Source organism: Methanospirillum stamsii (assembly GCF_003173335.1).
Classification (GTDB): domain Archaea; phylum Halobacteriota; class Methanomicrobia; order Methanomicrobiales; family Methanospirillaceae; genus Methanospirillum; species Methanospirillum stamsii.
In genome coordinates this window covers 52161-65701 of sequence record NZ_QGMZ01000019.1, presented here as the reverse complement: position 1 = coordinate 65701, position 13541 = coordinate 52161, and the positions used below count along the sequence as shown (strand labels likewise).

The 13541-nt window shown below is 42.1% G+C and carries 11 protein-coding genes and 2 tRNA genes; 8 read left to right on the top strand and 5 right to left on the bottom strand.

Annotated features, from left to right (window positions below):
- Positions 1-1875: a hybrid sensor histidine kinase/response regulator gene (locus DLD82_RS10755; protein WP_109941126.1), complete on the bottom strand. Its 1875-nt coding sequence runs from the start codon at positions 1873-1875 to the stop codon at positions 1-3.
- Positions 1876-1986: 111 nt separating this feature from the next.
- Between DLD82_RS10755 and DLD82_RS10750 the strand changes: the two genes are divergently transcribed.
- Genes DLD82_RS10750 through DLD82_RS10740 form a run of 3 tightly spaced genes read left to right on the top strand, consistent with a single transcriptional unit; the run spans position 1987 to position 3580 of the window.
- Complete coding sequence (locus tag DLD82_RS10750) at positions 1987-2901, top strand: class 1 fructose-bisphosphatase (protein WP_245920421.1); 915 nt, start codon at positions 1987-1989, stop codon at positions 2899-2901.
- Between the two features lie 58 nt (positions 2902-2959).
- A complete protein-coding gene (locus DLD82_RS10745; RefSeq protein WP_109941125.1) occupies positions 2960-3199 on the top strand; it encodes an LSM domain-containing protein in 240 nt (79 codons plus the stop codon).
- Between the two features lie 9 nt (positions 3200-3208).
- A complete protein-coding gene (locus DLD82_RS10740) occupies positions 3209-3580 on the top strand; it encodes a helix-turn-helix transcriptional regulator (RefSeq protein ID WP_109941124.1) in 372 nt (123 codons plus the stop codon).
- Between the two features lie 3 nt (positions 3581-3583).
- Here the strand turns inward: DLD82_RS10740 and glgP are convergent, their stop codons facing one another.
- From glgP to xerA, 3 genes are all read right to left on the bottom strand, one after another.
- Entirely contained in the window at positions 3584-5773 is a 2190-nt protein-coding gene (glgP, locus tag DLD82_RS10735; protein ID WP_109941123.1) for an alpha-glucan family phosphorylase, read from the bottom strand.
- 157 nt (positions 5774-5930) lie between these two features.
- Positions 5931-6003: transfer RNA gene (locus DLD82_RS10730), tRNA-Gln, on the bottom strand.
- A 399-nt stretch (positions 6004-6402) separates the two neighbouring features.
- Positions 6403-7359 carry a site-specific tyrosine recombinase/integron integrase gene (gene xerA, locus DLD82_RS10725; RefSeq protein ID WP_109941122.1) on the bottom strand — a complete coding sequence of 319 codons (957 nt, stop codon included), beginning with the start codon at positions 7357-7359 and terminating at the stop codon, positions 6403-6405.
- 163 nt (positions 7360-7522) lie between these two features.
- Here xerA and DLD82_RS10720 point away from each other — a divergent pair, with 163 nt between their 5' ends.
- The 3 genes from DLD82_RS10720 (at position 7523) to DLD82_RS10710 (ending at position 11236) form a co-directional block, all read left to right on the top strand.
- Entirely contained in the window at positions 7523-8269 is a 747-nt protein-coding gene (locus tag DLD82_RS10720; protein ID WP_109941121.1) for a response regulator, read from the top strand.
- A 62-nt stretch (positions 8270-8331) separates the two neighbouring features.
- On the top strand, positions 8332-9468 hold the full coding sequence (locus tag DLD82_RS10715) for a CHASE4 domain-containing protein (protein ID WP_109941120.1): 1137 nt from the start codon (positions 8332-8334) through the stop codon (positions 9466-9468).
- Positions 9416-11236: a PAS domain-containing protein gene (locus DLD82_RS10710; RefSeq protein ID WP_109941119.1), complete on the top strand. Its 1821-nt coding sequence runs from the start codon at positions 9416-9418 to the stop codon at positions 11234-11236. The genes DLD82_RS10715 and DLD82_RS10710 overlap by 53 nt, the downstream gene beginning before the upstream one ends.
- Positions 11237-11247: 11 nt before the next feature.
- Here the strand turns inward: DLD82_RS10710 and DLD82_RS10705 are convergent.
- Positions 11248-11320, bottom strand: a tRNA-Asp gene (locus DLD82_RS10705).
- A 111-nt stretch (positions 11321-11431) separates the two neighbouring features.
- On the opposite strand from DLD82_RS10705, the gene DLD82_RS10700 reads away from it, so the two are divergent.
- Positions 11432-12043 carry a DUF5806 family protein gene (locus DLD82_RS10700; protein ID WP_109941118.1) on the top strand — a complete coding sequence of 204 codons (612 nt, stop codon included), beginning with the start codon at positions 11432-11434 and terminating at the stop codon, positions 12041-12043.
- Positions 12043-13398, top strand: coding sequence for a phosphoglucosamine mutase (gene glmM / locus DLD82_RS10695; protein WP_109941117.1), 1356 nt, complete (start codon positions 12043-12045; stop codon positions 13396-13398). Before DLD82_RS10700 ends, glmM begins: the two co-directional genes overlap by 1 nt.
- Positions 13399-13541: the final 143 nt, after the last annotated feature.

Genomic DNA, 13541 nt, shown 5'->3' with positions numbered 1-13541 from the left:
TTAATCCCTGATAATTAAACCATTTTGCTCATGCATTCCTGTTGACCATGATCCATTCGGAATACTTATCTCAAATCTGACACCCTTTCCATACTCTCCTGTCTCTTGTATTGAAAACCCGGAAATACTTGCAATCTCCCGCGTTAAAAAGAGACCATATCCGGTATTGCTGCCAAACCCCCGCTCAAAGATCTTCTCTTTCTCATGGTCCGCAATTCCGATTCCATCATCTTCATAGATGAGGGAGATCTGATTCTCTTCTTTATTGCAGGAAAATTTCGCAATAGAAACTCTCTTCCCATGCCGTTCAGAGTTATCAAAAAGACAGAAAAATATCTTTTCTAGAAATGGGTCTGCCAGAATGTAGAGATCTGATAAATGTTTATCAACTTCGATATGTGGGATCTGACTTCCTTTCGATGCCCGGGCAATCACCGTTGGTACATGCTGCCATTTTGGGGCAGTAACTCCTATCTCCTGGTAAACTTTGGTGAATGATATCTGTGAATTAATGGTATCAATGGTTTTTATCATCCGGTTTAGTATTGTGTGAATATCCGGATTATTGTCAAATTCTGATAATAAGTCGGTTAGACCATTTAGCACGGTAAGCTGGTTTAAGATATCATGACGGGTTATACTGGATAGCAGATGTAATTTCATGTTTGCCCGTTCATATGCTGCAGTAACCTGTTTTCTGTGTGTGATATCCCGTTTGTTTTCCCGTCTTCCAAGCCATGTTCCGTCATCCCGGAATACTGACTGACAGTAATGACTAATCCACCGCTCTTCACTCTGTTTGGTAAAGATTCGGTAATCCATATGATGAACACCTTCATGGTTCAGTGGGGCATTTGAATAATGGCGTTCAATTAACTGTCGGTCTTCCGGATGGACCATTTTTATGATGAGATCAGGTTCATCAGAAAAATCCTGCACTGTGTAACCGGTAATTCTTTCACAGGATGGAGAAATATAAAGAAACTTGCCGGTCGGGCTTATCCATGACTCCCAGTCATAGGTAAAATCTGCAAGTGTCCGGTATTTTTCTTCATTTTCAATGATAATTCGTTCTAATTTTTTTCTGTCAGTGATGTCCAGAATTACCCCTACAATTCCTGCAACTTCACCAGTCGAAGATAACAGTGCTGATTTTGAAAACAGAACATCAGAATATTCTCCTTTGGAGTTTGTAATAAAATATTCATACTGTTGATTGTAGGGGTTTTTTATGATAAGATCGTCCATGTACCGATAGTGATCGGCCAGTTCTTTTGGATAAAAATCGTGAATATTCCTACCGATGATAGAATATTTCTTAAGGCCTACAAGATTTTCAAACGCTTTGTTGCAATCACGGTATATTCCATCAACATCGCGGTAAAACACCGGGGCTGGAATTGAATCCAGGAGTGCCTGGATATAATTTACATAATCGGTCTGTCTCTCAGCCAGTTCCCGGTACCGGTGCTCATTGAGAATGAGTTCATTGTGGGATCGCTTATTATCAACGATTTTATTAATACTGTCAACTAATTTTTGTAAAACTACTGAGTTTTCTTCCCCTTTTCTGATATAATAATCTGCGCCTTCGTTAAGTGCTTCGATGACGATATCTTCTGTTCCTCTTCCGGTAAAGAAGATAAAAGGAATAGTAATTCCAGTTTTTCTCAGACTTTTCAGGAATGAAATACCATCAGTATCAGGCATTGCATAGTCCGCGACTATCACATCTATAGGAAACTGACTAAGCAGAAGTTTGGCCCCTTTTACGGTATCAACCGTTCTGACATGATATCCTTCCTGCTTTGAAAGATATGCAGAGGTTATATCGAGTACTGCAGGTTCATCGTCAAGAAGGAGGATCCGTATCACATCAATTCTCCGTAATTTTTCTTGTCTTTTAATGACTAAAGTTCACCGATATGATACTGATGATCAGGAATAAATGCAAAAATAGTATCTAGATCGGATGCGGATATTTCTATGCGGTTTTGTATGGTGTTTCTTCGAAAATATTTAGAATCATGTGGATGTGAACCTGACCTCATTGCTCTTATCCGGTTAATTTCAAGACAGATGGATCCCATCCGTAAAGCATTTCTTGACAACCAGATGTATGAGCATTCACTGAATGCATCCGGAGAGTTGCAGGCACAGATGGATACTTGGGCTGATGATCATCTTATCAGGGTAGTCGGGGAATCCGGCCTGGTTCGTGAACTGGCATCAGAAGAACAGGAGAAGATAATCAGATTTGAAAACTCCCGTTGTGAGTACGCAATGGTGATGGATCCCCTGGATGGATCTTCCTTAATCTCAACAGACCTTGCAGTAGGAACAATAGTTGGGATTTTTGAAAACGGTGGAGTGCTACAACCGGGGTCAAAGTTAAAAGCAGCATTTTATACCCTTTTCGGACCCCTGACTGTCCTTGTTGTATCGGTTGGAAAGGGTGTCCAGAGTTTTGCCTGGGATCCGGAGACTGAACATTATCTCCTGCTTAAGGACAGTTTTAGCGTTCCTGAAGGGACACAGTACGGAACCGGAGGAGTAAGAAATGAATGGCTGGCGCCCCATGTGAAAGTGATCGATTATTTTGATCAGAAGGGTTTCAAAATCAGGTATTCAGGATCTTTTGTAGCAGATTGTCACCAGTTACTGGTGTATGGTGGTATTTACACCTATCCGGGTTCAGAGAAAAAACCGAATGGAAAACTCCGGATATTATTCGAAGCGAATCCCCTTGGATATATAATTACCCAGGCAGGGGGCCGGATAACTGACGGAAAACAGAATATTCTGGATATTCAGCCTGAAAAACCTCATCAGAGGACTCCTATCTACATCGGTAGCAAGGGAATAATCGAAAAAATTGAAGAGATATATTCCCTCTCATAATCCATTTTCTTCTTTCATCAGGAATCTTTAATATGGCTGCAGGCCTTATATAAGGCAGATGGTTAGCAGTATTGTCCTCCCTATCAAGAAGGTATATTCTCTTGTTGACACCCTGATCTCCGTTGAAATGAAAGAAGATGAGGGAAGGACATTCCAGGGCCGGCTTGTGGCAGTGGATGAATATCTGAATCTGCACCTTGAAGAAAGTGTAGAGATGTCAGGTGTAAATAAAGGCCGCCAGCTTGGCACACTTGTAATCCGGGGAAATAATATTCTGTCAATTGCACCGGTAGCCTAAAGGGTGGACATGACCGGAACAGATGAAGACGCATTTCGGATCATAGCATCATCTCCTGATGGAGTTCTCCAGAGTGAGCTCTGGAAAATTCTGGGGGTTGACAGCAGGAAATGTTCACGTATTGTAAAAAAACTCCTTGACTCTAATCGGGTGGAGCGTATTGAATACCGGCAGGAAGGAATAAAGACATTCAGATTAATTGCCAGGAAAGGTCCTGCTGATCCCTATTGTCTGCTTGCCGGTGATGAACTTATTCCCTGCATAGCATGCGAAGAAGATTGTGTTGTTGAGGAATGCAATGCTCTCCTTGACTGGATGTATCAGCTTGCAATCAGCGATGCAGAGGAATCTACTTCTGAATCCGGCAAAACGGATGAATAAAGGTTACTCTGATATTCCATCAGAATAACTTTCATTCTCAAAAATGCTGCTTTCACCGGTGGAGATTGTAGAGATATAGTATTTGTGCATATACTCTTTTACCATCCTGCGTGATGAGAACCGGGGAGCATTACTTTTTATTGATTCTTTCATCATCGCAACCCATTTGTGGGGGATACCGTCAAGTCCGGTTTCATAGTAGAGTGGGACAATCTCATCTTCCAGGAGAGTGTACATCTCAGAGGCATCATCCCAGTTCCTGTCATTATTCGAATGGTTTTTACCAAATATCCATCCGTTTTTACCATTGTATCCCTCAATCCACCATCCATCAGCGATAGAAAAATTGAGAACCCCGTTTACTGCTGCTTTCATTCCGCTGGTTCCACTCGCTTCCTGGGGTGGAACCGGATTGTTCATCCAGATGTCTACACCCTGGACAAGATATTTTGCAATCTGTTCACCATAATCTTCAATAAAGGCAATTCTCCCACCAAATTCCGGTTGTTGCGCGTATTGATATATCCGTTGCAGAATTCGTTTTCCTTCGTCATCGGCAGGATGAGCCTTTCCTGCAAAAATGATCTGCACAGGTTTCCATGGATTATTCAGTATCTTTTTAAGCCGGTCCAGATCCTGGAAGATAAGGTCTGCACGTTTATATGTTGAAAACCGCCTGGCAAAACCGATGGTGAGGGTATTTGGATCAATGAGTGCCCCTCCGGCAACCACATTTGCACAGTCAGCCTGGTATTTCATCCAGTCTCTACGCTTAAATTGTAAAATCCGGTTGATTAATTTGATCTTGAGAGCGTAATGGAGCTCCCATAGTTTGGCATCCGGCACTTTATCGATAAGTGCCCAGACATATTCCTTGTCATGATGATCAAACCAGTCTGAACAGATTGGTGATACATACCGGTTTATCAGGGTAACCAGGCGGGGATTAATCCAGGTGGGGATATGTACTCCGTTGGTAATCGATCCGATGGGAACGTCATCGAGTTTTTCATCAGGCCAGAGAAAATGCCACATTCTGCGTGCTACTTCACCATGTTTTTCACTGACACCATTGGCATATGCTGCCATTCTCAGGCAGAATGCAGCCATATTAAACATATCCGGAGGATCTTCAATATGATGACCTTTATTGAGGAATTCCTCTCGTGACATGTGCATTCCGGCATAATACGTATTAAGATACTTATCTATCATCCATACCGGGAATCTATCATGCCCGTCCGGGACAGGTGTGTGAGTGGTGAAAAGGGTGGTTTTGTATATCTGTTGTAACGCTTCTTCCGGGGTGAGCCCTTCATCAATTCGTTGTCTGTACCTCTCTATCAGAGCAAAAGCTGCATGTCCCTCGTTCAAATGAATGGCTGAATATTTCAGTCCGAGTGATTTGAGTGCATGTGTTCCGCCGATTCCCAAAACCACTTCCTGCAGAAGTCTCATTTCATTAATACTACTGTATAGTCGGCTGCTGATATTGCGAAGGTGGGGTGGGTTTTGTTCAATTTCCGTGTCAATCAGGTAGAGGATAACTCTTCCGATATCCACACGCCAGAGGGCAAAATGTATTTGAGGGGTAATGAATGGAACCTGGAGGATAAGCTGCGTTCCTTCACGGTTGAGTACTCTCTTCACCGGGGCATTATCCCGGTCAAGTTTTTCTTCCACATCTTCCTGCCACCCGTCATTTCTGACACGTTGGTGAAGATATCCATCTGAGTACATGAATCCTATTGCAACCAAAGGAATGCCGATATCACTACATTCTTTCAAATGGTCTCCGGCAAGAAACCCAAGGCCCCCGGCATACAGAGGTAAAGAGTGCTGAAGTCCGTATTCTGCAGAAAAGTATGCAACTCTATGATTCTGGTGCTCCGGGTAATACTCATCAAACCACTGGTTTTTTGCCAGCATATATCGCTGAAATTTCGCAATTACAGCGTCGTAGTGATTGGTATACTCAATATTGGATGCTGCCGTATCCAGGATCTCCTGAGGTATTTCCTGGAGCATTTTTACCGGATTATGAATCGATTCTTTCCAACCCTGTCTGTTAAGATTTTTAAAAAGAAGCCATGCCTCCGGATGCCATGAAGACCACAGGTTATATGAGAGATCAATAAGCCCTGATAACCGGTCAGGAATATGATCAAAATCAATCCACCGTATACCTATCATATTAATAAATCCTGCACTATTGCTGATAGGTGATTATCTCAAGATATCGTATATAGTTAATGGCACCATGAGTCAACAGTGAATTGTTATATAAAAGAGATGTGATTCGCCCGATCTCTTCTATTTGATTTTTCAGGCCAAAAAAAGGTTACTACAATACTCCCGGACGGATTCGAACCGTCGTCATCGGAACCAAAATCCGATATGATTGACCCCTACACTACGGGAGTAATAAATTGCAGAATAATACCGTGCCCTACCATATTGGTTCTTCGATGATATAGTCTCTCCCACTGGTATTATCTCCGCATCAATAAAAAGCCAGGAAAATATAGCGTTATCCTGTCAGAAATATCCGAATCCATACGTATTTCCCCAATATTTTTTTTTGAAAAAAATTTTCAGGCTTCACTTTCCTGGAGTGTTCTGTATGATTCTTTTATCTCGCGCTACCCGTCAGTCAAACTGACACTATAATAATCCTTAGTTCCATCCTCATGTACCAATGTAGAGATCTTCTCCCTGATAATAATCCAGTGAAGCATGATTGGTAAAATGGGGTGTTTTATCGATCAGATATCTGGTTTGGGCTTTATATCCTGCCATTTTCCATCATGCGTGCGAATGGTCTATGTATCCTCATCTAAAATCGTCTGTGTATCTGAAGATTTCAGATTTTTCCGGTCACCAGCAAGAGGGAAAAATTCCTGGTAAACCTTACGGCGTTCATCCACATCTGTATGCAGGTAGACCTCTGTTGTTTTAATCGATGCGTGTCCCAGGTTTTCCTGAACTACCCTGAGGTTTCTTGAGCGTCGGTATAATTCACTTGCATAACTATGCCTGATTTTATGAGGAGTAATGCCCGGGGGTGCATATTTTTTGAAAATGAGTTGAACGGTTCGTGTGGATATATACTTCCCTGACTGTCCTGGAAAGAGTGGTCCGGAGAGACGATTTCCAATAATGTTTGCAATTTCATCAAGAGTATCTTCATCCACAAAAACCATCCTGATTTTTCCTCCCTTTCCAAGTACCCGGATCATCTGATCATCAAAATCAACATCCTCCACATTCATGGTACAAAGTTCAGAGACCCTGACACCTGTTGCGTAGATAATCCGAATCATAAGCCGGTCCCGTTCATCCGGAATAGAGTTTAAAAGACGCATGACCTGGCTATGTTTGAGATACCTGAGTTCTTTCTCTTTTATTTTCGGGCGATCAATTCTTGGAACCGGATTGGCATCAATTACTTCCTGCATGAGCAAAAAGCGGTAAAATGAAGAGAGTGATGAGAGAATTCTGTTGTATGTTGCAGCATGATACTCCCTGTCTGTTGAGAGAAACTCAAGGTACCGGGAAATTTCTGCTGCAGTTACCTGAACATCGGTCTCAAGCCTGAGTATCTCTTTGTGTTCCCACTTTTTTGACAGGTCACCCCGGAATGATCTGGTCAGCCAGATGAACTGACCAAACCTCCGAAGGGTGATGTCATAACTGCTCAATGTTTTCTGCGAATAATTCCTCATTTTCAGATATTGGATAAACCGGGGAATCCATTCTGAAAAATAACCCTGATTCACTATAATATTATTAGAATCTCTAAAATATTAAGAATTTCGTAGAATACCTATTCTGCGAAACTGATGATCTAGCAATTACTTTATACCGTCTATTCCCAAGTAGACATAGCAAAAACGAACGGGGTAGTACTTCACCGGTCTTTGTCCAGGAGGACTTTTCCAAATGCCTGAAAAAAGGGTTCTTATTGTAGAAGATGACGAGATTATTGTTCGCGTACTAATATCGATGCTTCGTGATAATGGTTTTATCCTTCAGACTCCGGTTAATTCTGGTGAACAGGCGATTGAACAGGTTGCTGCTGAAAGACCTGATATAGTATTAATGGATATCGACCTTGCCGGAGAGATGTCTGGTATAAAAACTGCTGCAGAACTCTTCAATCTCTTTACGATTCCGGTTATCTTTGTTACCGGCCATGATGAACATACGATATTTGAAAAAGCTATTCGTTCCCTTCCCTTTGGTTTTCTTTTAAAACCGGTCAACCCCAATCTTCTTGTAAGCTCAATTCATGTTGCGTTGGCCTTATGTGAAAAGATGCTTCTTACAACCGAAGGAAAAAAGGCAGGTCTTACTCAGTCCATGTGTGTTCAGATATCCGATTCTGTACATCCTGTGGTTCTGGTGGATTCTGAATTATCTATTATCTGGGCAAATCAGGCTGCTGAAGAATTATTCCATGAGAATGGTCAGGCGATTTTTTTAAGGGATATCCGGGAGGGTCTATCGGTAATAAATCCCTCCATCCAGATATCTCCGTCATTTTTCAGAGGTTCTGACGATTCAAAAATACCCGTAGCAATTCCCTTTGATGGTCAGATGAGGCAATGTATAATTACTGCCCGCCCGATTATGAATGTATTTGGAATATATTCAGGATCATTCATCAGTATTACCACACCTCAATAATCCGTCTTTCTGGTGAGATGCCATCCTGAATCGGCTTTAAGCCGGGATGGGGGAACTGCGCAATGGATCTGCGGATAAAAACATTCTTAATAATCGGGCTTACTCTCCTTGGTGGCATTTTCATCATCATTCTTTTTTCTAATACCCTATTAACTCAAAGTTATGCTCAGTTTGAGCAGGATGATGTAACTCAGAAGATGATGAAAAGTCTCAAAATGCTTGATTATGAAAATCAACAGTTTATTGCAGTAACTACAGACTGGTCCAGATGGGATGAGACGTACGATTTTGTAAGGGATAAAAACGATGCATATATTGAACGCAATATAAATTACGAATCGATACATAACATCGGGATAGATTTCGTTATTTATCTGCGTAGTGATAATTCAGTCAAATATTCTGCGTTGAAAAATGTTTCTGAAGAATCCCTGGGGCCCCTGCCTCCTGATGCTGTCACAAAAATCCTTTCAATACCCGGGTTATTATCCTTTGATTCAATTCTGGATACTCATTCCGGATTTATTCATCTCCCGGAAGGTGACTCTTTTATTGTCGCCCAACCGGTTATTACCAGCATATATGAGGGGCCTTCCGGAGGGACCCTGATTTTTGGAGAATATCTTGATGATGAAAAGATCAATACCCTTTCGGATATCTCTGATCTCTCTCTCTCGATAAATTGGCAGTCTGAACCGGTGATATCTCTGCCTGCTTCCAAGCCTTTAACAATGGAAGATGGGACTCGTATTACTGTAGTTCCATTATCTGACACGAATATTACCGGATCAACCCTTATCCCAACGATAGATTCCAATGGTTTTCTTAAATTAGATGTTCTCATTCAAAGGGATATTATCAACCGGGGAAAATCCACAATATTTATTTATATTGTTATTCTGCTGGCTCTGGGCCTTGTCGTTATCCTGGTATCCCTGGTAATGATTGACCGGCTGGTCCTGTCCCGGTTACATACTCTTATTGAGCAGATAAAAATCCGGTCAAGTGAACGTAAAAAATCATCAGAATCACTTCTGGAAGGTGATGATGAATTCAGCAGGCTGGCACAGGAAATTCACCCCATTTTTCTGGAGTTAAATCGGTCAAGAAGACAACTGGAGGAACATGTTCTTCTTTTAACCGAGAGTGAAAAAAAAATACCGGGAACTTGCAGACCTCCTTCCGGAATTTGTGTTTGAATGTGATATGAAAGGAAATATTACCTTTCTAAATCAGATGGGGTTTGAAATCTCCGGGTATTCCAGCACAGATTTTGAATCAGGTCTTCATATTTTAAACCTTATCGATTCAGAGGATCATCAGTTGTTTTTATCGTCCCTTCAGATGATCCGGGATGGTAAAACCATAAGCGGGAAGGAATATTCCGGTCTTACGAAGGATGGTGATATATTCCCCCTGGTTATATATGCTGCACCTATCAGGACCGGAACTGACATTATTGGTTTTCGTGGATTTGCAATAGATATATCTGAAAGAAAAAAATTTGAGACATCACTTCAAAAACTGGCCAATATTGTTGAAAATACCAGTACCGGTATTGTGACAGGGACAGGTGATGTTGTCGATTATGTGAATACTGCCTATTCATCAATGCATGGAACTGAGCCGGAATGGTTCATTGGGAGGAGTCCATTTTCCTCAGTTTCCGGTTATCCTGATAAACAATTCATTCCATTTCTGGAAAAAGCTCTACATTCCGGACACACCACATTTGAGTTAGATCATGTAAGGCAGGATGGGAGCATATTTCCAGCATTTCATAACCTGACGATTCTTTCCGGAAGAACAAAAGTCAATGCATTCTGGTCACTTAATGTGCAGGATATAACCGGGCAGCGGACTGCCTGGAAGGCGGTGGTTGAGAGTGGAGCTCTCCGCGAATCAGCGCGTCAACTCCGGGATGTCATCTCTCGTCTTCCTGATGCGACGTTTGTCGTTGATAAGGATGGATGGGTCATTTTCTGGAACCATGCCATGGAGATACTCACAGGGATTCCTGACTCTGATATCATCGGCCGGGGAAAATATGAGTACGCCATACCCTTTTATGGGGAAAAAAGGCCAATGCTGCTTAATGCTGTTCTTAACAAAGAAACTGCAGTCATGGAGTTTTTTCCGGATGTGAGCAGAGTCGGTGATTCCTTATTTATTGAAGAGTCTTTTCCCCGGATGGGCAAAGGGGGAAAACATTTCTCATCCATGGCTGGTCCTTTGTATGATTCAAAGGGTCAGATCATCGGGGCTATTCAGAGCATGCGTGATATCACTCCCCGGATTATGGCGGAACGGGCATTAATCCGGACGAATGAAAAATTAAATCTCCTTTCCAGTATTACACGGCATGACATTCGAAATCGTGTTTCTGTAATCCTGGGTCTTGTACCTCTTCTGGGAAAACCAGATGATGATCTGGAAACGAAGAAGATTATCAGTATTATTAATGATGCTGCCAGGTTAATTCAGGACCAGATAGAATTTTCCCGTGTATACCAGGACCTTGGTATCCACTCGCCGGAGTGGAAGGATGTTGGAACTCTTGTTCAGAGAGTTTCGGAAATTGGTATTCCAGAAAAAGTCAGGATTGTTAATGAATTATACGGGCTTATTATCTATGCTGATCCACTTTTGGAACGGGTTTTTTTCAATCTTATTGACAATGCTCTCCGTCATGGTGGTGAATTTTTATCGCTCATCCGTTTTTCCTACTATCATGATGGCGATTTCGTCTGTATTTTGTGTGAAGATGATGGCATCGGGATTCCTGATGACCTGAAAGAAACAGTATTTGAACGGGGATATGGAAGTAATACCGGCCTTGGTCTTTTCCTTGTCAGAGAGATCCTATCGATTACTGGTATTACTATCCATGAAACCGGAGAAGGAGGAAAGGGAGCACGATTTGAGATAAGAGTTGGATATGGAGGATATACTGAAGATAAAAACTGATAAAAACAAGACGCCCAGATCGGAATTCGAATCCGAGTCGTCGGCGTGACAGGCCGACATGATAGGCCACTACACTATCTGGGCTTTGGGACAACCCCTATACATGTTGTATGTCAGATATAAAAAACCCCCCGTCTATCTGGTAATTCTTTTTACCGTGGACTTATCTGTGAGGCAATTCTAACGGTACTTCTCATGTCAACTTCATTCCGTTCACGGGATCCAACAAAGTATCACAAGTTCAGGAAGGTTGACGGTGCATCATACTCCCAGGTAAACCAGTTTCTTCGGAAGAGGACATTCATTACTGCCAGGGAATGGGCAATCTCCAGGTTATGTTCAGATTTTCAGACTTCATCCGGTGCTGAAATGACATATATCGGGAAAAATCTTCCTGAACTGGTCCCATTTATGACCGGAACGTATACTCCGCAGGCAGTAAACCAGGCCCGGAGTTCTTTTAAAAAGAAAGTCAGTAAAGCAGGAGCTACTTTTTTGTACGGGGCAATGTGTGGTTTTTACACCCCGGAAGAACTGGATGATTTATTATTCGAGGTTAGTGAAGTAGCCCGGTTTCTCATGGAGATTGAGAGTACTTCTATTGAGGTCGATGATGAAATAGAGATAGAAGATCGCGTTACTGAGGTAATGCGCCATGTTGCTCTTGCATCATCTCGTCTCCTGAAAATTCGTGAGGAACAGTTAAAAGAAAAACAGGAAAAAAGAAAGAAATCCGAATCTCAACCAGAAGAAGAGCAGATAGAAAATCCAGGTCTTAATCCTGATGATTTAACACAAGATGCCTAATGTCTGAAAAGAAGAAGCAATTATTTGGAACAAACGGAGTCCGGGGTATTGTTGGCGAACTGATTACTCCGGACCTTGTTATGAAGATTGGAATGGCGGTCGGGTCAATGCGCCCTGGGACTATTGCTGTTGGTATGGATACCAGGACCTCAGGGCCTGCATTAATTAATGCAATGAAAGCAGGTCTTATGGCAACAGGCTGTGATGTCATTGATTGTGGAATTCTTCCAACGCCCGCTCTTCAGTACATTGTCATGAACCGGTACAGTGCCGGAGTGGTAATTACTGCATCCCATAATCCGGGTGAATATAATGGGGTTAAGGTTATCGAAAAAGATGGGACTGAAATGGATGATGAAGCATCCATCGAGATAGAAGAACGTGTCTTTTCTTACAATTTTGATCTGAAAGAATGGAAGGATGTCGGGGTGATAATCCCTGAAGGTGACCTGGTTACAAAGTATATCGAAGGAGTCGTCAAAAAAGTTCCGGAGAAGATTGGGGAGGGGATGAAAGTTGTCATCGATCCTGGTTGTGGTGCAGCTTTCCGGACAACCGCGGAAATTTTAAAGTCAATCGGTTGTCAGGTTTTTACTCTCAATGCCTATCCTGATGGAAATTTCCCCGCCCGGGACCCGGAACCCTCCATAGAAGGGCTCGCTCCACTGGCTGACATGGTTGTTTCAACCGGTGCAGCATTCGGAGTTGCTCACGACGGGGATGCTGATCGGGCAGTATTCATTGACGATAAAGGCCGGTTTGTTGAGGAAAATAAGGAATTTGCTCTTGTTGCCGAATATATCTGTTCCAATAAAAAAGGTGTACTGGTAACTCCGGTCAGCACCTCACGGCTTATTGAAACTGTTATCTCTCCTCATGGCTGCATGGTCGATTACACTGCTGTTGGCAGTATCTATGTTGCACGTCGGATGAGGGCACTTCTTTCAGAAGGAAAACCGGTGGTTTTTGGCGGTGAAGGAAATGGCGGGCTTATTTATCCGAATCACCAGTTCTGCAGGGATGGAGGAATGACCGCAGCGATGATGGTGATACTCCTTGCAAACAAAAAACAGCCGTTATCATCTCTTGTTGATGCTCTTCCTCCTTCTGTTATGCTTAAACATAAATTCCATACAAAGAATGCAGAACAGATTCTTGCTGCCGTTAAAGAAAAATTCGCTCAAGACTCGCTGAACCTGGTTGATGGAATACGAATCGACCGTAAAGATGCCTGGGCTCTCATCCGGCCATCAGGAACCGAGCCACTGGTCAGATTATATGTTGAATCAATAGATGAGGCGTTTGCAAAGAGTTTTGAAACAGAACTGCTCTCCTGTATATCCTCTTTTATATAATTTATTTTTATAATTCTATTATTATTTTATTAATTTTTCTGGATCACAACATTCATATAATAAACCTTATTATGCTATATATTACAAAATATAAAATACAACGAAAAATATTAAAAAAAACATATACTGTGAAGAAAATATAA